The organism is Pantoea sp. sgz302252 (assembly GCF_047713085.1).
Taxonomy (GTDB): Bacteria; Pseudomonadota; Gammaproteobacteria; order Enterobacterales; family Enterobacteriaceae; genus Scandinavium.
On record NZ_JBLFJW010000045.1, the window covers coordinates 1 to 21668 of the forward strand.

Genomic DNA, 21668 nt, shown 5'->3' on the forward strand with positions numbered 1-21668 from the left:
TAATGCCGTTCACTTAAGCCTCGCGTGACTTATAGCTGAACGGATATTTAGGCGGAATATAAAGCACCGAACGCTCGTATCGTCGGTGCTTTCTTTTTTCCGGAAGGATAAAGGCTTTTACATTTTCCCTCATTCCTTTCAGATGCTTAGGTATATTCCCCGTCGCGCCCTTACCACTCACCCTGACCTGCGATATCAGAATATTTAATGCCGCCACGAAACTTATCCGGGTTGGAATAACGCCGGCCTCTCCTGCAATATCCACCATTTCCTTTCTCAGCAGGTTGTACGACACCAGGATCCCCCACAGCTCCTGTTTTACCCCCTCCGGAAATCGGCTCCGCAGTGTGACCTCCCCCTTCAACTGCCGTCTTTTTAGCTCTCCATAGCCTAGTTCGATCTCCCAGCGTTCCCAGTAAATTCGCAGCAAATCTTCGACTGGCCAGGCGACCGGATCGGTCAGCGACGTTAAAAATCCCGTGATTTTCCCTTTACCGCCACCGCTGACATAACTCACCATCCTTGCCCGCCAGACTTCCGGGAGATGAGGCGCAGCCTTGCGAGCCTGAGGTGAAACCGGCATCTCAATCAGCATGTCGTAATCGCTGTATCGTTCGATAACCTCATAGCGGAGTTTACTTTTTACTGGTGTGAGCCAGTGTGTGCAGGCTCCGGCCTGCTGCCATTCCAGGAAAAAAGCCGCGCTGAAATAACAGCGGTCGAACAGGGTCAGCGTATGGTCAGGGGCGGAGGAAATCAGACGATGCGCCAGCGTTAGCTCCCCCTCGGCCACACCGCCAAACGCCGCATCCAGCAACATATGGGAATGGGTTGCCATCAGCCCGACCATCCGTACCTGCGGGAATGTCCCCGTGGACGGTTCGATAAACCCAAAAGCAGCGGCGTTCTCAGGTGAATCGGGCGTGCGAAAAAGTGTTCCGTCAACGCTCAGAACCCGGAGGCCATGGAACGTAGCGGGCCCGAGTGCCGCAGGTTGCCAGGCCTCGTTGCAGGCATGAAAAAGGTAGCGAAGTGGGGCTTCGCCCAGGCGCTGGCGTGCGGCAGTGAGTACGCTGGGGGCAAGGCTTTGATAACCGTCTTCAGGCTGGAGAACAATGTCGAGATGATGGCAGACATCTTTAATGGATAAGTCACGCAGCAACCCCATCATCAGAATAAGCCAGACAGCCTGCTCAGCAGGGAGGCGACGCCTGCGAATGCTGGCCTTCTGGCAGGCGCTTAATGCCTGGTGTATCCAGAGGGGGTCAAGGGAGCGAGAAAAAGCATCCAGCTCAGAGGCGAAAGCATCAACAACAAAATCCATATCCTGTTCAGACATAAAAAAATCCGGGAGCAGAGGGCTGTTCCCGGATTGTCTCTCACTGGCAGGATCGTTCAAGTACTCTTAAATGATCGGCATTAACCTGAATTGACCCGGCTTTTTCCGCCTGATCGGAGAGCGAACGGGTGATCCACGTTGACCAGCCGACCGGCACCAACGCAAAAGCAAAGCCCCAGATAATCGCGACGGTGGCCGCCACTATTTTCTCACTGCCCCACAGCACTAATACCGCCGCACTGACTGCCAAAATCAGCGGCGCGCACGCCAGCGCCAGTTTGACCGAATGTTTGAGGATCGGCGCTGAAAGCGAGGTGCCGACAAAACTGGCGATACCGAAACTCAGCAGCACCAGCGTCAGGCCATCCACATCGAAGCCCGCCAGCGTCATGAACACCGGGCGAATGTAGGTGAAGAAGGCGAATTGCCCGGCGAAGGCCATGAAAATAGCGGTCATCCCCGCCAGCACGCCAGGTCGTTTCAACAAGCCGAACATGTTGGCTTTCTGCCCGGCTTCACCCGGCAATGACGGCAACGCTTTCCATACCCAAACGATACACAACAAGCCCATCAACGCTGCGCCATTGAAGACATTACGCCAGCCAATCATTCCGCCGAGGAAACTGCCCAGCGGCGCGGCAATCACCAGCGCTATCGACACCGCCCCAAAGATGACGGAGAGCGCCTTCGGCACGACACGAGCAGGCACCAGACGCATGGTCAGCGAAGCCGACATCGCCCAGAATCCCCCGAGCGCAAGGCCAAGACAGGCGCGGCCTAAAAGCAAAAGGCTGAAACTCGAAGCAAAGGAAACCAGCAGGCAAGAAGCGGTAAGCAGCACGGCAAACAAGATGACGATCAGGCGTCGGTCGGTACGGCCAATCACGTGCGTCACAAACAGGCTGGCGAACATCGCCACAAACGCCGTGGTGGTGACGGACTGCCCGGCAACCCCTTCAGTAATGCCGAGTTCCTGCGCCATTGGCGTCAGCAAGCTAACCGGCAGAAATTCCACGGTAATCAAACAGGCAACGCAGAACGCGACAGCAAATACCGCAGACCAGTTAGGCCGCGTGAGGGTGTCGTCAGGGGATAGTTTGGCTGTGCATTCGCTCATGGGAACCTGCGCTCTGTTTGGGGGAAAGTTGCGCAGTGTAACATTTTATTTGTGACGTATTTAACGTTTTGGCAACTATTGGCAATGGCAACGCCAGTGACCCTCACCCCGACCCTCTCCCTGAAAGGGAGAGGGAGCAAAACGAGCACCTTTCTGATCCCCTCGCCCCTTTGGGGAGAGGGTTAGGGTGAGGGGAAAACGTTATTCAGTGCAACCAGGTCACCCCATCCTGCGGCATAAACAGTTGGTTATAGCGATGCTGGAAGCTGTTGAAATCATGCATATCCGGCTCCAGCTCACGTAAAAAGCTGAGCGCCAGACGGATTTGGGCATCGGTGATGGGCGCGGCAAGCCGGGCTTTTTGCATCTGCCGATGCCAGTACAACAGATTACTTTCGCTGGCATCCACCACCGCGACCTGCCAAATCAGCAGCACCTGCGCAGCATTCTGCAAATGCGCTTCGTTAGGACGCTCCAGATAGTGCAGATACTCTTCGCCCTGCTTTTTGCCCATCTGATCGATCATCGATTCTACCGGCATTGGCGTAACGCCTAGCCGCTCGCTCAGGCGCTTTATCGCTCGACGTGAATCCGAGGTCAGCACCCTGAATCCCACCACAAACACCACCACTAGCGTGGCTAACATCAACCAGATCATGCGTCCTCTCAGGCAATCATTGCCGTCACATCATAAAGCCCTGCGGACACATGTCGACCCTTCGCGGCGTGAATTTGTGATGTATTTTTACTCTGCGTGCAGATCACTCAAAAAAGAGCCCTAGCTTGTTAAACACGCCCGGGTCGCTTTGGTGACGAACCACCTGTGTCACGTCTTCCAGCTTGTCGATTTGGCTGATCATCTGCTCCAGACGCTGATCGTTATTCACCAGCAGCCAAATCCGGCTTTTATCGCTGTTCTGAATCGGCAGACAAAGAATGCCTTCCACGTTAAACGCACGGCGAGCAAACAGGCCGCAGACGTGGGTCATTACGCCAGGGTGGTTACGCACGGTGAGTTCCAGAATCACGTTGTCATGAATCGCGTTTTGCATGGCTTATTCCCCCACCATTTCAGTATTTGCAGCGCCCGGTGGCACCATTGGCCAGACTTTTTGTTCAGGATCGATACGCACATGAATCAGCGCCGGGCCCGGACGAGAGATAATCTCCTGCAGCGCCGCTTGCGGATCTTCCGCTGCGTTGAGGTCGCAGGTTTGCAGGCCAAAACCTTGAGCAATCTGCATGAAGTTAATCATCCCCGGGTAGGTCGCCGCGAACACGCCCTGTTTATAGAACAGGCTCTGCTGCTGATGCACCAGACCCAGCGCTTCGTTGTTCATCAGGATGATTTTCACGTCGAGCTGATTTTCTGCCGCCGTCGCCATTTCCTGAATGTTCATCATCAGGCTACCGTCGCCGGAGAAACACAGCACTTTGCGATGAGGGTTCGCCAGCGCCGCGCCAATCGCCGCAGGCAAGCCAAAGCCCATGGTGCCGAGGCCGCCAGAGGTCAGCCACTGACGAGGGCGGTTTAACGGATAGGCCTGCGCCGTCCACATCTGATGCTGACCGACGTCGGTGGTCACAATCGCTTCGTCGTCAACGCACGCAGCCACGGCGTTAATCAGGCCGTAATGCGTCAGCGGATCGCCCGCTTGCGGAATGGCTGACGGGAATTCCTGCTGCAAATCTGCCACCAGTTGACGCCACTCTGTACGCGACTGCGCTTCAATCAGCGGGATCAGTTGGTCCAGCACTTCGCCAACATCAGCCTGCATCGCCACGTGAGGCTGCTTGATTTTGCCCAGCTCTGCGCGGTCGATATCCACGTGGATAATTTTAGCATTCGGGCAGAACTGCTCGGTTTTGCCAATCGCCCGGTCATCAAAACGTGCGCCTAAAACAATCAGCAAATCAGATTCTTGCAGGATGAAGTTGGTGCTGCGCGCGCCGTGCATCCCCAACATACCCAGCGACAGCGGGTGTGCTTTGGGCAGCATGCCAAGCGCCATCAACGTCATGGTGGTCGGCAGGTTGGCTTTTTCCGCCAGCTTGCGGATTTGTTCCGGCACGTTAATCACCCCACCGCCCAGATAAAGCACCGGGCGCCTGGCGGCGTTAATCATCGCCGCCGCTTCGCGCACGTCGCTCAGATTAAACACGGGGGCTGGCGCTTTGCAGCCTGGCATCGGCAGGTCGTCGATGTCGATTTCAGCGGTCTGAACATCCTTCGGAATATCCACCCACACCGGGCCTGGGCGGCCAGACTGGGCAATGCGAAACGCATCGCTGATCACCTGCGGAAGTTCGCTGATATCGCGCACTAAGTAGTTGTGTTTGGTGATAGGGATAGAGATGCCGTAGGTGTCCACTTCCTGAAACGCGTCGGTGCCGATCATTGAGGCCGGAACCTGCCCGGTGATGCACACCAGGGGAATGGAGTCGAGACGCGCGTCTGCAATGGCGGTGACCAGGTTGGTCGCTCCGGGACCGCTACAAGCCATGCAAACGGCCGGTTTGCCCTGCGTACGCGCCATGCCCTGAGCGATAAACCCCGCGCCCTGTTCGTGGCGAGCCAGCACATGGCGAATCTGTTTGCTTTGGCTCAGCGCATCGTACAGCGGTAAGACGGTTCCGCCCGGAATGCCGGTGACCGTGGTGATACCCTGACGCTCCAGCAAATGAACGATCAGCTGTGCGCCCGTAAAACGCTTTGCCTGAGATGTTGCTTGTGACGACTGCGTGCCCGAAGTAGCCATGCTCCAGTCCTTCTTATTCTGGGCCGACTTTCCGGGGAGGCTTAAACGAAAAACCCCGCCCGGTTTGCGCCGGCGGGGTTTTGGAATCGTGTGTTCCGGACCCTACGGCGCATTGCCGACGACCACCACCACACGCACAACGACCACTGCGGCTGGTTGCGCAGTGGGTAGTAGGTTGATTGCGTTCAGGGTGATGTTCATTAGGGACCATGACGTTGTGTTATTGACTGGATTTATACAAGCACAGCTTACGGATGGCGGCAAGGGCTTTATCCGCGCTCGCAGTAATTTGCGCCAGTGATCACATTTCCCTGCAAAACCTCAGAAAACAAAAAACCCCGCCGGAGCGAGGTTTTATCCGTGGTTTGCGGCTGGTAACCGCGAAGCACACTCTGTTACGTCAACGGCAAAAGTATACGCGATCGCTGCCAATCGCGCAATTTTCACTCCGGTTTATGCTGTTGTGCAGTATGAAACACGCCGCAGGTTTTGTCGATAAAATACTGTTCATACATACAGTATTTATCTATACTGAGGATGTTCGCAGTGAGCCATAAGGGGGCCGCATGTTTGACCGGCGCGCAAAAGTCCTGGCTGAAACGGGTGGTGCCGTCAGCGCCTTAACCCCCAGGAGAGCACACTGTGTTACGTCAACAACACGGCTGATGACAGGCAGCGGAAAGGTAAGTCAGCCGGCAGTTCTCCTTGAACCACAGGAGAAACGTATGGGTGGACTGGAACTGGTTTTGCTTGTCCTGAAACTCATGGTTGCGTTGCTGCAACTGCTTGATGCCGTCCTGAAAACCTTCCGGTAATCAGGTTCAAGCCGTACCGAAGAGGGGCGGGCAACCGCCCCTCTTTCACGCGCCTCACTGGCAACATTAGTTGCCGATAATCGTTTACTAAATCTGCCTGAATGCTCTGATTCAATCTCTCCCCTATGGTTGTTCTGTCACGCTACTGTGGTAGATTCCTCCCGCATTTGGCGATTTAGCCAGTCACATATTCTTTAATTCCAACCAATAACAACGAATTCATCGAGATGAAAAGGCATAAGAACGTCAGTCTGTTGTTGATGCTCGTCCTGCTGGTCGCGGTCGGGCAGATGGCGCAAACCATTTATATTCCGGCCATTGCGAACATGGCGCGTGAACTGAACGTGCGCGAAGGTGCCGTTCAGAGCGTGATGGCGGCTTACCTGCTGACCTACGGGGTTTCTCAGCTGTTCTACGGCCCACTGTCTGATCGCATTGGTCGCCGCCCGGTCATCCTTGCCGGAATGACCATTTTTATGGTCGCGACGCTTTTGGCGATCGCCACCAGCAGCTTGCCAGTGCTGATTTTCGCCAGTGCGCTTCAGGGCATGGGTACCGGCGTGGGTGGCGTGATGGCCCGTACGCTGCCGCGTGACCTGTATGAAGGCACGCAGCTTCGTCATGCCAACAGCTTGTTAAACATGGGTATTCTGGTGAGTCCGCTGCTGGCACCGCTGATTGGCGGGATGCTCGATACGCTGTGGAACTGGCGCGCCTGTTACGGTTTCCTGCTGATTTTGTGCGTCATTGTCACCTTCAGCATGGCACGCTGGATGCCGGAAACTCGCCCCCAAAATGCGCCGCCGACTCGCCTGATAACCAGCTACAAAACGCTGTTTGGCAACGGAGCATTCAATTGTTATCTGCTAATGCTGATTGGCGGTCTGGCCGGTATTGCCGTGTTTGAAGCCAGCTCCGGCGTATTGCTTGGTGCAGGACTTGGCCTGAGCAGTATGGTGGTTAGCGTTCTGTTTATTCTGCCTATTCCGGCGGCCTTTTTTGGCGCGTGGTTCGCAGGCCGTCAGAACAAGCGTTTTTCCAGCCTGATGTGGCAATCGGTGATTAGCTGCCTGCTGGCGGGGCTGATGATGTGGATACCAGGTCTGCTTGGGGTAATGAACGTCTGGACGCTGCTGGTGCCTGCCGCGCTGTTCTTCTTTGGTGCGGGCATGCTGTTTCCGCTTGCGACCAGTGGCGCCATGGAACCCTTCCCCTTCCTCGCAGGCACGGCTGGTGCGCTGGTTGGCGGCCTGCAAAACATCGGCTCCGGCATGCTGGCATGGCTCTCTGCGATGCTGCCGCAACACGGGCAAAGCAGTCTGGGCCTGCTGATGACGCTGATGGGCTTGCTGATTTTACTGTGCTGGCTGCCGCTGGCTTCACGCTTTAATCAAGGCCAGCAGCCGGTATGACGGAGAGGAGAGGGTTTTTCTTCCTCTCTTCACCGAAGGGTTCACGGGGTGAAGCTTTTTATAAGGATATGCAACAACACTGACAAAATAATAATTTTAACTATCTGATCGTGAAGAAATATAAGCAAAAGAGCCAACAAGAGAAGCAATAAAAAAATCAGTGAGATGCTGAGTAATTTTACAATGAACTGCGTTCTTTTAGAGAGTTTCCTGGCCGCGATCAGAGATAGTTGCCCACAGAAATCAATAACGACTTTCTTCGATTTCGCGACTACTACACTGAAGGAAACGGTTAGCACTAATGAAGATAAAATAACAGAACCAGGATTCTCCGGAAACCAAATATTCAGGTTGTACATGAGTGTAAATAACAACGCCAATATCGACAGGGAATAAATGTACTGCCCAAACTCTATAGCCACCTGTTTCCCAATAAACTTCAGGATTGATGTCATTTCATGATTCCCTGCAAAATTCTGATTGTAGATTCGGCATCTGTCGATATCAACGACGGATAATAAAACTCTTCCGGGATTTGGCCTTCAACAAAAAAGAAAAACATTTCCAGCTGATTAGCATATAATATATCATAATATTCACGATTTTTTTGTTGTAACCTTCTGGCCGCAGACGCAGCCTGCTGAACAATTCCATAGAAATTCAGGATATTTACTGAGAGAGTCAATACTGAGTTTAGTCGGCCCCTTATACTCATTGACAGCGATAATGACTCAGACGTTGCTTTAGCTATTGCATATGCGACTGAACGCCTTACGGCATCGCTGGTTCTCAACATCGCCAATCCGCCAGCTGTAGCCATCACAGAATAGTCAGATATTTCTGCAGATGACAAATTACATTCACGCACTACTCGCGCCACAAAATTTTCATTTTTTAAAATTACGTGTGCACTATCATGAATATCACTACCGCTGTAAATATCATCACTTTCGCTATAGCAATAATCAGATTGGTGCAGCACTGCGCCTATAATATTCTGCCGTTCTTGCTCGTTATAATGCGAAAGAACATAATCAACACACAAAACGAGCATATCCAGAATGGCATCTGTTCGGTGGAGAAACTCTTTAATGCAGGTTATCATTCTCATATCTTCTGAAAACTGTGACCTGCAGATATCCTGATACTCAGGAAAAACGCATGAACTATACCATGAGGCTCTTTCAACCCCAGCATAAAGGTCACTCATCGTTTTCTCTGCGCCTTTACGAAACCCTCTGATACCGCTATCCAAATAGGCAGATAATGCTCTGTCAGACCTGAGTTTCATTTTTATTTCCGCTGATATATTTCCCATATCAATTACGCCCGCCCTTGACCATCACATGATCCTTTCTTCCCAGAAACTATAAGCACTCGTACTTGCCATCGTGTGTTCCTGAGTGATGCTTTCGTAGGTAAACGAGACCACCTCTTCCGGCTGACCTGCAGGCTGAGAAATAACATGAGGCAGAATCAAGGATACTTTGGCAATCCGGGCTTTAATCAGAGTGATCTTGAAATACACTTCATTCATACCCGCTCTATTTGTTCGCCAGAAACAAATTACACAATTCAACTCTTCATTATCATTAATTGCCGCAGTCAATAACGGCGTCGCTTTATCAATTGGCTTGCGAATATCTAACGACTGATGGTTAACATTTTGTACTCTTGTCATTGAATGATTAATGGCGAGAATCATAATCTCATCAAGATGTGAAAGCTGTGCTTTATTGCCGATGGACGATCGAGCACCCGCTCCCGCAGATATTAGTCCTTGCCGTGAGCCATTGAGAGTAAGCCAAGCTGGATTTGCCATGAGATCCTCCGGGTAAGTTAGAGAGGAGACAGTAACGGAAAAGAAGGACTGCAGACAGAATGATATTTAAATTTGTGATCCAGGGAAAAATATAAAAAAACAAAAATAGCCACAGGTAATAGTTTATTAAAAAACATTCCTGAAAGTTATTTATTTAAAAACTGCAATGTTCTTAATTATTGCTACTCAGCATCATCATCAATTCCATCGGTGAGCGGCGCTGGCGAATCAGGTCTCGCATCACTTTCATGTGGGGTTCGCTGTACAGGAAAAACGTACGATACCCTTCACACAAGGCGCTTTTGCCGCTGACATCCCGATGCTTAGGGCAATCGCCATTGCATAATTTCAGGACAGAACACGACTGACACTCTTCCGACAGCGATGACTTTTTGAATTGCCCAAAAGAGCGAGCTTCTTCGCTATCACTCAATTCGCTCAGCGTGGTCTTATGCAGGTTGCCAAGGCGGAAAGACGGATAGACATAGTGATCGCATTGATACAGATCGCCGTTGCTTTCAAGAGCAAAAGCATGTCCGCAGGTTTTACCGAGCGAACACATTTGCGAAGAAAAACCGTTCCAGACACCCAGCGTGGAGTCAAACAACTGCACGAACACCCGACCCACATCTTCCCGCACCCAACTATCAAAAACCGCACACAAAAAATCGCCCCACGATTTTGCCGGAACAGAGTACTCATCAGGCTGATGATCGTTCATCTCCAGCAGCGGGATAAACTGCAAATAAGGGGTGCCCAGCCCTCGCAAATAGCGATACAAAGCCTGCGGATGCTGGCTATTGTGACTGTTCACAACGACCAGCAGGTTGAACGCCACGCCATGCGCTTTAAGCGCTGTGATGGCCTGCAATACCTTGTGCTGAGTTGGATTCCCACTGCGACTCACCCGGTGCACGTCATGCAGCTCTGGCGGCCCATCGAGGGAGATGCCCACCAGCCAGCGGTGTTCCTTAAAAAAGCGACACCATTCGTCAGTGATCAAAATCCCGTTAGTCTGGAACGTGTTGTAGATACGCTTCCCTTGCGCATGCTGTTGTTGAAGCGCGACCGCCCGACGGAAGAAATCCAGCCCGCAAAGCGTCGGTTCGCCGCCCTGCCAGGCAAACTGCACCTCGTCCCCGGGCTGGGCTTCAATGTGCTGGCAAATGAAGGCGGTGAGCGTGTCATCGCTCATCACAGGCTGTTGAGGTTTATCGAGATAAAAGCAGTAGCGGCAGTTGAGGTTACATCGTGAGCTGCCCGGTTTGACCATGACGTGGCATCCTGTCATTTCAGTCCCTTAAATGATGGTGACGAGTTGCTGTAAGTGGGTTATAGCAAACAGTAAAGCCAGGGCCAGCACCGCGAGGGCGATCATAAATTTGTCACGCACCGCCTGATTTTGAGCGAAATCTGGGACGGAGACATCCATCAGATTCCGTCTGCGGGTGTACGTCCAGAGAATAAATCCCACCACCATCAGCACAGCAACAGACAGCCAGAACGGTGTGCCTGCCCGATGCCAGTTATGCTTCAGGGCCAGCGCCATCAACGCACCGTAGCCAAGCAAAGTACGAAACCAGGCCAGCGATGTACGCTCCGGCTGTAACCCAGGATCGTTTTCGCGACGTGCGCGGCGAGTATCAGGCATAAAACACCAGTACCATTACCGCCGCAGCCACAGCCAGAAGCGCAACGCTGATAATCAGTAATCCGCGAGTGTAGGGTAAATCCTGCTTCAGGCGCATGGCCTTTTCGTTATTCAACCAGCGCAGGTAGCCGTAAATCGCCAGCCCTCCGGCAAACAGACACAGCAGAAGCGCAAGCAGTTCGCGGATAACCGGCGTGGCGAAATCAGGTGCCAGTTGGTCAAGCCCGACACCCGCAGCCAGAAAGCCCAGCGCGGTGCGGATCCAGGCGAGGAACGTGCGCTCATTGGCCAGCGAGAAGCGGTAGTCCGGCGCTTCACCGAGGCGGGATATTTTCATTGTTGCTCCTTGTGGTGTTTCCCCTCTCCCTAACCCTCTCCCGAGGGAGAGGGAACTGTCCGGTTTTCCCCCTCTCCCTGTGGGAGAGGGCCGGGGAGAGGGTGCATGCCCAACTCAAAACTTCTGCTTTTTCTCTTCCACCTTAACACCCTGGGTTGGCAGGCCGGTATCGTAGTCTCGCACCACCGGAGAGTAGCCATCTTCCGGGCGCGGGCGGAACGCGCCCATCCAGCGGGGCTGCGCCTGCACTCGCCACGGGCGCAGGCTCCATTGATAGGTTCTGAACGGATCGCGGATTTTATCCATGTAATCCAGCAGGCTGTCGTGCAGTTCGTCTCGCACCTTCGCGAAGTCAGCATCATTAATCAGGTTTTGCAGCTCGTCCGGGTCGTTGTGCCTGTCATACAGCTCATCGCTGGTGAACAAATTCAGCACCAGCTTCCAGCGTTCCGTCACCCAGCAGCGCACCGGAATGAAACCGCCGAAGCTGTCGTGCTCAATTTCATAGCGGTTAAATTCCACCATCACACCGCGCGTGGCTTGCGCCTGCAGGATATTTTCCCCAGGCAAAATGTCGGGCTGATGAATGCCCGCCAGCGCCAGCATGGTTGGCAGCAAATCGATATGGCTGACCGGGGTGTCCACCTGCGCCGGTTTGCCTTGTGGTGGGCGCATAATCAATGGAATGCGCGTGATGTCGTCATACATCGCAGCGCCTTTACTGATAAGCCTGTGCGCGCCCATCATCTCGCCATGATCGGAGGTATAAATTACCCAGGTGTTGGCTCGCTGTTCCGGCGTCAGGGCGTTAACCACCCGACCAATCTGATCGTCGACAAAATCATTACAGGCAAAGTACATCGGATGGTGATAGCGCGCGTCCTCTCCCACCGGAGACGGCATCGCCTGCGCCCACAGGCGGTGATGTTCAGGTTTGCCTTCCAGCGTGTCTCGCCCTTTTTCGCCGAGCTCGTAGTAAAAATCCTCATATTTCTCGAGATATTCCACTGGGCAGGTGAACGGGTGATGCGGCTCGTCGTAGGAGACCACCATCAGGAACGGGTCGTCTTTCCGCGCGGGCTTGCCGAGAAAATCTATCGCCCGGTTGCTGATGCGGTGCGCCCAGGTGAAGGTCTCATCTATCTGATGCTCCTGCAGATCCTCAACGCTGTTCAGGCCGTTACGCCACAGGCTGATTTGCTTGTCGGTGAGCTCCGCCAGATAGTTCGCACCGTCATACCAAAATTCTTCATCCCACTCTGGCGGGCAAACGCCGGTACCGAAATAATCGTGCCCGTCGAGGTGCCATTTGCCGATGTAGCAGGTGTGATAGCCCGCATCCTGGAAATAGCGCCCCATGGTGGAGATGTTTTTCCCCGGCGCGACGTTGTTGGTCCACGGCCCTGACTGGTTGGCATAAATCCCGGTGAACAGCCCCGCACGGGCGGGCGTACAAACCGGTGAGCAGGTGTAGGCCGAGTTAAAACGGATCCCTTCTTCAGCCAGCTGGTCGATATGGTGGGTATTCAGCGGCTGCCCGCTGTAGCACCCGACCATATTCGTCGCCTGCGTGTCGGTCATGATGAACAGGAAATTCGGACGGCTCATGGTTTTTCCTTAATGTCTGCAACAAGAACGTCAGGCTCAGCGCGGTGCGCCTGCCAGTGGGAGCGGAAGAGATACAGCACCACTGCCGCGGTGATGCCATAGCTCAGGTACGTCAGCCATATCACCGGGTAGCCGCCGAACTGCGCCAGCCCGGAATAGACACCAATCATGGCGAACAGGATGCCGACGGAGGCGATTTTGGCGTTCTTCCACGGCTGCATATCCACCGCGAAGGCGTCGTGGAATTTAAACGGCGTCGGGCGGGGCCTGATGTAGCCAATCACCAGCATGACGACCACATTGATGCAGAAGGTGCAGGCCAATACGTAGAGAAAATGGAACTCAAACTTCACCAGATAGTTGATGGTGATGTAGCTGCAAATCCCGAGGAACATCGCCACCTTCGCGGCCAGCGCCGGAATGCGCGGGAAAAAGAAGCCCATGATGATGATGGTCACCAGCGGCACGTTGTAGATACCGTTCAGCTGCTTCATCCAGCTGTAGAGACCCTGGGGCGCATTCGCAATCCACGGGGCGACCAGCAGGGAAACCACTGCGATCAGCAGGCCAAACCGACGCCCGACCCGGACCAACTGCTCAGGCTGCGCGTTCTGATTAAGGATGCGACGATAAATCCCCATGCTGAACAGCGTACTGGCGCTGTTGAGAAAGCCGTTGAAGGTGCTGATCACCGCGCCAAACAGCACGGCGCCAAAAAAGCCCACCAGCGGCAGCGGCAGCACTTTGCTGACCAGGGCCGGATAGGCCATATCCGCGCTCGGTAAGTCCTGAAATAGATGAAACGCGATCAGCCCCGGCAGCACCAGGATCAGCGGGTCGAGCATTTTGAGCACCGCCGTCAGCAGTGCCCCTTTCTGCCCTTCCGCCAGGCTTTTCGAGGCCAGCGTGCGCTGAACAATGCCCTGGTTGGTACACCAGTAAAAGGTGTTCACCAGAATCAGCCCGGTGAACGCCGCCCCAATCGGCAGCGGATCGTGGCTGCCGCCAATGGAGTTAAGCTTTTCGGCATGGACCGTGGTGAGTTGTTCGAGCCCCTGCAAAAAGCTGCCGTCGCCCATGACTATCAGCCCAAACACCGGCACTATCAGGCCACCAATGATCAGCCCGATGCCGTTAATCGAATCGGCAATCGCCATTGCTCGCATCCCGCCAACAACCGCGTAAAGAATGCCTGCCATGCCTAACAGGATAACCAGCAGCCAAATCGCCGCGCCCTGAGAAATGCCCAACGAGTCACCCACATGGAACAGGCTGTTTAACGCCAGCGCGCCGGAATAGAGCACAATCGGCAGGAAGCAGATACCGGTCGCAATCAGGAAACAGAAGTCGATGATGATGCGCGTGGTCTTGTCATAGCGCTCTTCGAGAAAATCCGGGATGGTGGCGATGCCGCGCTGCAGATAACGGGGCAGGAAAATCAGCGCCAGAAAAATGAGCGTCACCGCCGAGGTCACCTCCCAGCCCATCACCGACATGCCGCTGCGGTAGGCCTGGCCGGATAATCCCACCAGTTGTTCGGTAGAAAGGTTGGTCAGCATCAGCGACGCCGCAATCACCGGCGCTTTTAATGAGCGCCCGGCAAGAAAATAGCCCTGCTCAGAGCCGGTATCCTGTTTACGAACCCGCCACCAGGTAATCAGTGCAACCAGTAAGGTAAATGCTATAAAGCTCACAATCTGTTGAATGTTCATCTTGCAGCCCTTAACGATTTATTATTTGAGGATTACACTCCCCATTATGTATTGGGCTGAGAATGGGTTGTCGGTGGAATAAAATGAATGGAAAAAACTTTATTTCGAATGTAAAAAACGAAACCACTTACAATATTCCGCTGGTTCTTGATGAAAATGTGATCTCCAGCGGCATTTCATTAATTTCGCTGTGGCATACGCTGGCCGATGAAAGCTATCAGGTCATCTGGCCGCGCGATAAGAAAAAGCCATTGATCCCCAATTCGTGGGTCGCTATCTACACCCTACAAGGCTGCGGCAAGCTGCTGCTGCGGGACGGCAGTGAAATCACCCTCAACGGCAACTCCATTATTTTCCTCAAACCCATGGATATTCAGGCCTACCACTGTGCGGGGCTGCTGTGGGAACAGTACTGGATGGAGTTTATCCCTACCAACGTGATGGAAATTCCGCTATTACAAACGGGTATAATTTATAACGGCGAAGTATTTAATCAGGAATTAGCAGAAGTGGCATTATTGATTAGTCACAAAGACCCGCTTAAAAACAATCTGGCGGTCGCGTTCTTGACCAAAATGATATACCAGTGGATTTGTCTTATTTCAGAAAATGGCAAAAAAGAGGCGTGGCTTATTCAGATTGAGAAATTACTGTCATTTTTGCATAGCGATTTACAGAAAAACTGGAGTGTTAAAGACATGGCCCTGAAGATGCAGTGCAGCGAGCAGTATTTGCGCCGCCTGTTCTTACGCTACACCGGGAAAACGCCGAAAGAGTATTATCTGGATGCGAGGCTGGATCTTGCACATTCCCTGCTCAAACAGGAAGGGCAAACGGTCGGTAACGTCGCAGAAATGCTGAATTTTTTTGACTCGTTTCACTTCAGTAAGGCGTTTAAACGTAAGTTTAATCTTGCGCCCTCAGCCGTTCTGAAGGCGCAAGCCGGACAACATGATCAGTGCAGTTCTGGCCAGTAGTCTTTATTGGCCACAATCAAATCATCCAGGATGGCTTTCGCGACTTTGGCGCTTGGCACGGTTTTCGACAGGGTCATCGCCTGCCAGAGTTTCTGATACGAACGCTGTTCCCAGGCATCCACCACCAGTTTTTCCACCGCAACCTGCTGGCTCATTAAGCCTTTCTGAAAATGAGGGATATCACCGACCGTCAGCGGCTCGGGCCCGTTTTGACCAACCAGACACGGAATTTCAACCATCGCATCCGCATCAAAGTTATGAATCGCCCCGTTGTTCGGCACGATCAGCAGCATGCGCTCCTGAGTGTTGAAGGCGATGGCAGCCGCCAGATCGACGATGTAAGACGCATGTTCGTCGATCTCCAGTTCTCCGGCTGAGGAATTCCCCGCCTCGATAATTGCCCGGCAGGCGCTAAAGACGTGCTTCTCGCGATGGTCCATGACCTCATTCGCGCGTGTTCTGTCCGGGTTGGCGTGCTCGACGACGTAATCCGGGAACAGGTAATACTTCAGATAGGTATTCGGCATAGTATCCGGATCCAGCGCCTGCACGTCCTTCGCTTTCGCGAACGTGTCATTCCAGCTCGCTTCCGTATGCGGGTCGTTTGATGGAGAAACATAGCCATGTTTCGCAACGTGTTCGCGTAGTTTCGGCATCAGATCGTTACCGTTCAGATCTTCAATCGATGACCACCAGCCAAAGTGGTTCAGGCCATAATAGCGCACGCGCATCTGCTTTCTGTCTTTCAGGCCGACTATCTGCGCCATACGTCCTTCGATGCCGATCGGCATATCGCAAATGTTGAGGATTTTCGCCTTTGGACGCAGCCGCCGCGTGGCTTCGGCAACAATCGCTGCCGGGTTGGAGTAGTTCAGCATCCACGCGTTTGGCGAATACTGCTCCATGTAATCCACCAGCTCCAGCACGCCGCCAATGGAGCGCATGCCGTAAGCCATCCCGCCCGGGCCGCAGGTTTCCTGGCCGAGCACGCCGTGGCGCAGTGGGATTTTCTCATCCTTTTCACGCATCGGGTATTTGCCCACGCGGATATGCGCCATCACAAAATCCACATCGGTGAAGGCCGCTTTCGGGTCCGTGGTGTAGCTGAATTCAATCTCAGGGGCCTGCTCTTTGAGCAGAATTTTGCAGGCCTCGGCAATCACTTCCTGACGCGCGCCATCGTTGTCATAGAATTTCAGCGCACGCAGCGGAAAGCGATCCTGGTTTTGCAGCAGCATCAGCACGATGCCTGGGGTAAAGGTGCTGCCGCCGCCGGCGATAACTACTGAGAATTTTTTCATGATACTGTCTCCGTCATGGTGGTGGGTTCGTTCGGTAATGGGGTTTTCATCAGACTTTCCATCTGGTCGCGTACCTGAGGCACGTGCAGGCCGACAATCACCTGAATGGCGTTGCCGCGACGCACGACGCCATGGGCGCCAAGCGCTTTAAAGATGTCGTCGCTTTGGGTGCGGGCGATATCGACGAGAGTGATGCGCAGCCGGGTCGCGCAGTTGTTGACGCTCTCAATGTTCTCCGCGCCACCCAGCGCCTGCAGGAAGCCAGCAGCCAGACCGGAAATTGACGTAGGCTGGCTTGCCGTGGTTTTGCCGCGTGAAGCCTGATAGTCGGCTTTGCTGTAGAGCTTGATTTCGCTCTCTTCACGGCCCGGTGTTTTCAGGTTGAACTTCAGGATCAGGGCGCGGAAGGTGACGAAGTAGATGCCGGTGAAGACCAGCCCAATGCCGATTTGGGTGAAAATCATTCCCGCGTGGTTGTGAAACATCGGGATCCAATCCAACGGCAGGATGGTGTCGATTAATCCTCCCCCCATATTGCCGGTGACGCCCGCCATGAACATGACCGTAGCCATGGTGGCCGCCAGCACCGCATGCAGGGCAAACAGCGGCGGACAGATAAACAGGAAGGTAAATTCCAGCGGTTCCGTTATGCCTACCAGCACAGCTGTTAATGCCGCGGGAACCAACAAACCTGCCACTTTTTTGCGGTTCTGTGGGGCGGCGGTGTAATACAGCGCCAGAGCGATGCCCGGTGCGGCAAACAGTTTTGAATTACCAAACAGGGCAAAACCGCCCTCCGGGAAAAGTGTTTTGAGGGGTTCTGTCGACTGGCTGAATTCCAGCAGATGCTCTGCCCAATACACCTGAATCCCCCCCTCAATAGCGGCCGGTCCAAAAATAAAGGGGCCATAGACAAAATGATGTAATCCAGTGGGGATCAGAACGCGCTCCAGGAAAGTATAAAGCCATACCCCAGCCGCACCGGCTCCACGTAAAAATGCCTGTAGTGATTCAATGCCTGACTGAACCTTCGGCCAGCCCATCAACGTTAGCCACGCGCAAGGGATCATCACCAAAAACGCAATCATCACCACAAAAGACGTCCCCTGAAAAGTGCCAAGAAATACCGGTAAGGTCTTATCAAAATAGCGATTATGCAGCCCCGTCACTATGCCAGATATAACAATTGCGCCGATAATACTGGTATCAAGAGTTTTAATGCCAGCGATGGTCGTTAATCCATTTCCGGCGGCGGGATCCAGGGTAAAATCCACCCCAAAATACGCCCCCCAGGTCATTCCCATTGCGTTGATAAAATAGTTCCAGGTTAAAAAACTGACCATAACTGCAAGGCAAGCCCGCCCTGGTGCCTGTTTAGCCAAACCAATCGGTAATCCCACAGCAAAAATAAGAGGCATATTACGAAAAACTGTCCAGCCGCCCTCTTCAATGATATGCACAATCTGGTGAAATAAACTATCAGGCACCGTTAGTGATTCGCTTACAAATAATGGATTTTGCAACATAATAGCAATACCCACGACGATGCCAGCAAAGGGAAATAACAGCACTGGCGTAAACATTGCGCCACCAAAACGTTGTATTTGACTGAGCATTTTTACATCCTCATTGTAATATTGGAGGAGAAATGGTTTTATTGGATTTATGTTTTGACTCGCTATCAGCATATAAATTGCCGGGGCGCAAAAGTGTAAATATTGCCGCGTTCCGTGACCGCATTCATGGTTTATATTGACATCATGCTGTCTACTTTTCGGATAAAAAGGAGACAGCATGACGTCAAATTACCGCCCGGCTAGAACAAAAGAGGTCCAGGAATGATCTACAAAACACTCGCAGAAAAACTCCGAATCCGGCTTAATTCCGTGGATTATCAAGTTGGCAGTTCGCTACCCAGCGAAAAGGCCCTGGCGCAGGAGTTTGGCGTGGCGCGCATGACCCTCCGCAAAGCGACGGATTTATTGATTGAGTGGGGGTTGGTCGAGCGTCGACGCGGCAGTGGGACCTACGTGGCACGCAAAGATATTCATCACGAAACCACCCACCTCAGCGGTCTGGTTGAAATACTCCGACTACAGGGAAAATCAGTGGTCAGTAAAGTATTGGCCTTCGAAGTGATCCCTGCCCCACCAGCGATTGCCAGCAAGCTGCGGATCGCAGTGAATAGCCAGGTCTATTTCTCACGCCGGGTCCGTTACGTCGAGCAAAAACCACTGCTCCAGGAAGACAGTTACATGCCGGTGAAGCTGTTTCGTACGCTTTCACTGTCGCATCTGGAGGGATCGAAGTTCGATTACATCGAAAAAGAGTGCGGTATTACCATCAGTGGCAACTACGAAAGCCTGGCGCCCGTGCTGGCGGATAAGCAGCTTGCGGTGTCGATGAACGTGGCAGAACACACCCCGTTGCTACGTATCACCTCACTTTCCTACAGCGACAGCGGGGAGTTTCTCAATTATTCGGTGATGTTCAGAAATGCCAGAGAATACCAGGTGGATTACCATTTGCGGCGCATCCACCCGGAAACCCCGTTAACCCATGCCCCAGAATAATACCGCCAGAAGTTGCGGCGTGATGATACGCAGGAACATCACGAGCGGATAAACAGTGGCGTAAGAGAGCGCTGCTGCACCACTGGTGGCGTGTAAATTGTTGGCGAAGGCCAATGCAGGTGGGTCAGTCATCGACCCGGCCAGCATGCCGCACAGGGTCAGATAGTTCATTTTGGTGAACAGTCTTGCGAGGATGCCAACCGTCAGCAGTGGAATGGCCGTGATGAAGATACCGTAGCCGACCCAACTTAGCCCATCGCCCTCAGTGAGGGTACTGACAAAATCGCCGCCGGACTTCAGCCCGACTACCGCCAGAAACAGTACAATTCCCAGTTCACGCAGCGCCAGGTTCGCACTTGGCGGCATAAACCAGTAAAGCTTACCGATGCTGCCGATTCGCCCAAGGATCAGCGCCATGATCAGCGGGCCGCCTGCCAGCCCCAGCTTCAGCGCGACGGGAAAACCAGGAATAAACAGCGGCACAGATCCCAGCAGTACACCCAGCCCAATACCGATAAACACGGGTAGCATCTGCACCTGCTGTAATTTCTGCTGCGCGTTGCCAACTTCTGCCGCCACCGCATCAATAGAAGTTTGTCGCCCCACCAGATTGAGGATGTCGCCAAATTGCAGGCTGGCATTGCTGCTGGCAACCAGTTCAACCCCGGCACGATTGAGGCGCGAGATAACCACGTCATAACGCTGTTTAAAGTGCAAATCGCGGATTTTCTTGCCGAGCACTTTTTCGTTGGTGACGACCACTCGCTCGACACGCAGATCGGTACCGCGCGTCGAGAGCGAGGTTTCTACCTCTTTGCCCATCACCAGTTGAGCATTGTGTAAATCTTCCGGCAGTCCGACCAGATGCAGCAAATCGCCCGCCTGAATGAGGGTTCCCGGCGAGGGCACCATCAGCATGTCGTCACGTTTAAGACGCGAGCAGATGATTTTATCGCTGTTGAGGATGGGCACATCCTGAATGGCCAGGTTATGCAGATTGGGGTTTTCGAGACGAATGTTGATGGTGCAGAGCAGGGAGTGTCCGCTGCCTGTTTGCGCATCAAACTGCTGTGCTTCCTTCTCAACGTTGACCCGGAAAAAGAGCCGCACCAGCCACATGGTCAGCAAAATACCGCAGATGCCGAACGGATAGGCCATCGCATAACTCATCCCCATTTGGTCGACCACGTCAAACGGCACGCCCAGGTCGCGCAGAATTTGCTGTCCTGCCCCGAGCGCCGGGGTGTTGGTCACCGCGCCCGAGAAAATCCCCAGCATCACCGGCAGCGGAATGGAGAACAGTTTATGCAACAGCGCCGTGACCACGCCGCCGAGCAGCACAATCAAAATGGCGAATAAATTGAGCCGCAGGCCAGACACCCGCAGCGAGGCGAAAAACCCAGGCCCCACCTGAATGCCGATGGTGTAAACGAACAGGATCAGGCCAAATTCCTGAATAAAATGCAGCATCGGGCTACTGAGCACGATCCCTGCCTGCTCAACAAAATGGCCCACCAGAATGCCGCCAAACAGCACGCCTCCGATGCCAAATCCTACTCCGCGGATTTTGATGTTGCCTATCCACAACCCAACCACCGCCACCAGCGCCAATACGCTGACGGTTAATGCTATCTCACTCATACCTTTTTCTCTGTGAATAACATTACTGATTAAGTGGATTCTTACAGAGGCGCAGGCAGATGTATGCGCGGTAACGCACAGTTAGGGTTTTGCCTGGCGGCAATCACCGGCTTAGAGGGGTCTCCGTTCTGAACGACGAGATAGCAGGCGTAGCGGGAGAGATGAAAATCCTCCAGCACACGCTGCGAACCCGATCCAATACCGACCATTTTGTTGGCTTCAACGAAATGGTTTTTAACGCTCTGACCACTGATTTCACAGGCTGTGATGGCTTTGGAAATGACCTTTTCGAAATTTCTCCAGTCTTTGTATTCAAGCAGAGGCGCTAAATCTCGTGCTGACCAGAACTCCATCCCATGAGGATGGGTACTTTTTAGTGCTTCAAATGGCTGGTAATCGTTCATTCTGTTCACTCCATCCATGTTCAAATAAAACCTGAGGAAGGAATGGTTTAAACTGAAGCGGATACTGCAACAAGGCGAGTTTGTGACCGAATACGGACAAAAAAAGGCCCCGTCAATACGGGGCCTGAGACTGATGACAAACCTCTAACGAATACCGTTTTGTCATGGGTGGCAGAACAAAAAATAAGGAAAATCAATTC

At 53.2% G+C, this 21668-nt stretch carries 19 protein-coding genes and 2 pseudogenes; 4 read left to right on the plus strand and 17 right to left on the minus strand.

The window, feature by feature from the left end:
* Nucleotides 1-13 precede the first annotated feature (13 nt).
* From ACLW56_RS23035 to ivbL, 6 genes and pseudogenes are all read right to left on the minus strand, one after another.
* Complete coding sequence (locus ACLW56_RS23035; RefSeq protein WP_330983077.1) at nucleotides 14-1339, minus strand: IS4 family transposase; 1326 nt, start codon at nucleotides 1337-1339, stop codon at nucleotides 14-16.
* A gap of 82 nt (nucleotides 1340-1421) precedes the next feature.
* A pseudogene (gene nepI / locus ACLW56_RS23040) lies at nucleotides 1422-2456 on the minus strand (purine ribonucleoside efflux pump NepI); the annotation flags it as partial.
* 205 nt (nucleotides 2457-2661) lie between these two features.
* Nucleotides 2662-3114: a DUF1198 family protein gene (locus tag ACLW56_RS23045; RefSeq protein ID WP_330985994.1), complete on the minus strand. Its 453-nt coding sequence runs from the start codon at nucleotides 3112-3114 to the stop codon at nucleotides 2662-2664.
* Between the two features lie 103 nt (nucleotides 3115-3217).
* A complete protein-coding gene (ilvN, locus tag ACLW56_RS23050) occupies nucleotides 3218-3508 on the minus strand; it encodes an acetolactate synthase small subunit (protein ID WP_154161090.1) in 291 nt (96 codons plus the stop codon).
* Nucleotides 3509-3511: 3 nt separating this feature from the next.
* Nucleotides 3512-5215 carry an acetolactate synthase large subunit gene (gene ilvB / locus ACLW56_RS23055; RefSeq protein WP_330985995.1) on the minus strand — a complete coding sequence of 568 codons (1704 nt, stop codon included), beginning with the start codon at nucleotides 5213-5215 and terminating at the stop codon, nucleotides 3512-3514.
* A gap of 102 nt (nucleotides 5216-5317) precedes the next feature.
* On the minus strand, nucleotides 5318-5416 hold the full coding sequence (gene ivbL / locus ACLW56_RS23060) for an ilvB operon leader peptide IvbL (RefSeq protein WP_330985996.1): 99 nt from the start codon (nucleotides 5414-5416) through the stop codon (nucleotides 5318-5320).
* 524 nt (nucleotides 5417-5940) lie between these two features.
* On the opposite strand from ivbL, the gene tisB reads away from it, so the two are divergent.
* On the plus strand, nucleotides 5941-6030 hold the full coding sequence (gene tisB / locus ACLW56_RS23065) for a type I toxin-antitoxin system toxin TisB (RefSeq protein ID WP_154161093.1): 90 nt from the start codon (nucleotides 5941-5943) through the stop codon (nucleotides 6028-6030).
* A gap of 227 nt (nucleotides 6031-6257) precedes the next feature.
* Entirely contained in the window at nucleotides 6258-7442 is a 1185-nt protein-coding gene (gene emrD, locus ACLW56_RS23070; protein WP_330985997.1) for a multidrug efflux MFS transporter EmrD, read from the plus strand.
* A 451-nt stretch (nucleotides 7443-7893) separates the two neighbouring features.
* Here the strand turns inward: emrD and ACLW56_RS23075 are convergent, their stop codons facing one another.
* The 7 genes from ACLW56_RS23075 to ACLW56_RS23105 all read right to left on the minus strand — a co-directional run bounded on the left by ACLW56_RS23075 (nucleotide 7894) and on the right by ACLW56_RS23105 (nucleotide 14572).
* On the minus strand, nucleotides 7894-8733 hold the full coding sequence (locus ACLW56_RS23075; RefSeq protein ID WP_330985998.1) for a hypothetical protein: 840 nt from the start codon (nucleotides 8731-8733) through the stop codon (nucleotides 7894-7896).
* 51 nt (nucleotides 8734-8784) lie between these two features.
* Complete coding sequence (locus ACLW56_RS23080; RefSeq protein ID WP_330985999.1) at nucleotides 8785-9264, minus strand: Hcp family type VI secretion system effector; 480 nt, start codon at nucleotides 9262-9264, stop codon at nucleotides 8785-8787.
* A gap of 172 nt (nucleotides 9265-9436) precedes the next feature.
* The gene (locus ACLW56_RS23085) at nucleotides 9437-10555 is read right to left on the minus strand and encodes an anaerobic sulfatase maturase (RefSeq protein ID WP_330986000.1); all 1119 of its coding nucleotides are present in this window, start codon (nucleotides 10553-10555) and stop codon (nucleotides 9437-9439) included.
* A gap of 9 nt (nucleotides 10556-10564) precedes the next feature.
* Nucleotides 10565-10915 (minus strand): DUF202 domain-containing protein, encoded by a 351-nt coding sequence (locus tag ACLW56_RS23090; protein WP_330986001.1) that lies wholly within the window; start codon nucleotides 10913-10915, stop codon nucleotides 10565-10567.
* Nucleotides 10908-11252 carry a YidH family protein gene (locus tag ACLW56_RS23095; protein WP_330986002.1) on the minus strand — a complete coding sequence of 115 codons (345 nt, stop codon included), beginning with the start codon at nucleotides 11250-11252 and terminating at the stop codon, nucleotides 10908-10910. The genes ACLW56_RS23090 and ACLW56_RS23095 overlap by 8 nt, the downstream gene beginning before the upstream one ends.
* A 114-nt stretch (nucleotides 11253-11366) precedes the next feature.
* Entirely contained in the window at nucleotides 11367-12860 is a 1494-nt protein-coding gene (locus ACLW56_RS23100; RefSeq protein WP_330986003.1) for a sulfatase-like hydrolase/transferase, read from the minus strand.
* Nucleotides 12857-14572: a solute:sodium symporter family transporter gene (locus tag ACLW56_RS23105; protein ID WP_330986004.1), complete on the minus strand. Its 1716-nt coding sequence runs from the start codon at nucleotides 14570-14572 to the stop codon at nucleotides 12857-12859. The genes ACLW56_RS23100 and ACLW56_RS23105 overlap by 4 nt, the downstream gene beginning before the upstream one ends.
* A gap of 83 nt (nucleotides 14573-14655) precedes the next feature.
* Here ACLW56_RS23105 and ACLW56_RS23110 point away from each other — a divergent pair, with 83 nt between their 5' ends.
* Nucleotides 14656-15549: an AraC family transcriptional regulator gene (locus ACLW56_RS23110; RefSeq protein ID WP_330986005.1), complete on the plus strand. Its 894-nt coding sequence runs from the start codon at nucleotides 14656-14658 to the stop codon at nucleotides 15547-15549.
* Here ACLW56_RS23110 and ACLW56_RS23115 read toward each other — a convergent pair.
* Together ACLW56_RS23115 and ACLW56_RS23120 are read right to left on the minus strand one after the other, a co-directional pair.
* Nucleotides 15528-16850 (minus strand): 6-phospho-alpha-glucosidase, encoded by a 1323-nt coding sequence (locus tag ACLW56_RS23115; RefSeq protein WP_330986006.1) that lies wholly within the window; start codon nucleotides 16848-16850, stop codon nucleotides 15528-15530. The two genes, ACLW56_RS23110 and ACLW56_RS23115, sit on opposite strands and share 22 nt — an antisense overlap.
* The gene (locus ACLW56_RS23120; RefSeq protein WP_330986015.1) at nucleotides 16847-18466 is read right to left on the minus strand and encodes an alpha-glucoside-specific PTS transporter subunit IIBC; all 1620 of its coding nucleotides are present in this window, start codon (nucleotides 18464-18466) and stop codon (nucleotides 16847-16849) included. Before ACLW56_RS23120 ends, ACLW56_RS23115 begins: the two co-directional genes overlap by 4 nt.
* 222 nt (nucleotides 18467-18688) lie before the next feature.
* On the opposite strand from ACLW56_RS23120, the gene ACLW56_RS23125 reads away from it, so the two are divergent.
* Nucleotides 18689-19423: a GntR family transcriptional regulator gene (locus tag ACLW56_RS23125; RefSeq protein ID WP_330986007.1), complete on the plus strand. Its 735-nt coding sequence runs from the start codon at nucleotides 18689-18691 to the stop codon at nucleotides 19421-19423.
* Here ACLW56_RS23125 and ACLW56_RS23130 read toward each other — a convergent pair.
* Nucleotides 19403-21064, minus strand: a complete 1662-nt coding sequence (locus tag ACLW56_RS23130) for a putative transporter (protein WP_330986008.1) — start codon at nucleotides 21062-21064, stop codon at nucleotides 19403-19405. The genes ACLW56_RS23125 and ACLW56_RS23130 overlap by 21 nt on opposite strands.
* Nucleotides 21065-21153: 89 nt before the next feature.
* Nucleotides 21154-21468, minus strand: a pseudogene (locus ACLW56_RS23135) (BRO family protein); the annotation flags it as partial.
* Nucleotides 21469-21668 lie beyond the last annotated feature (200 nt).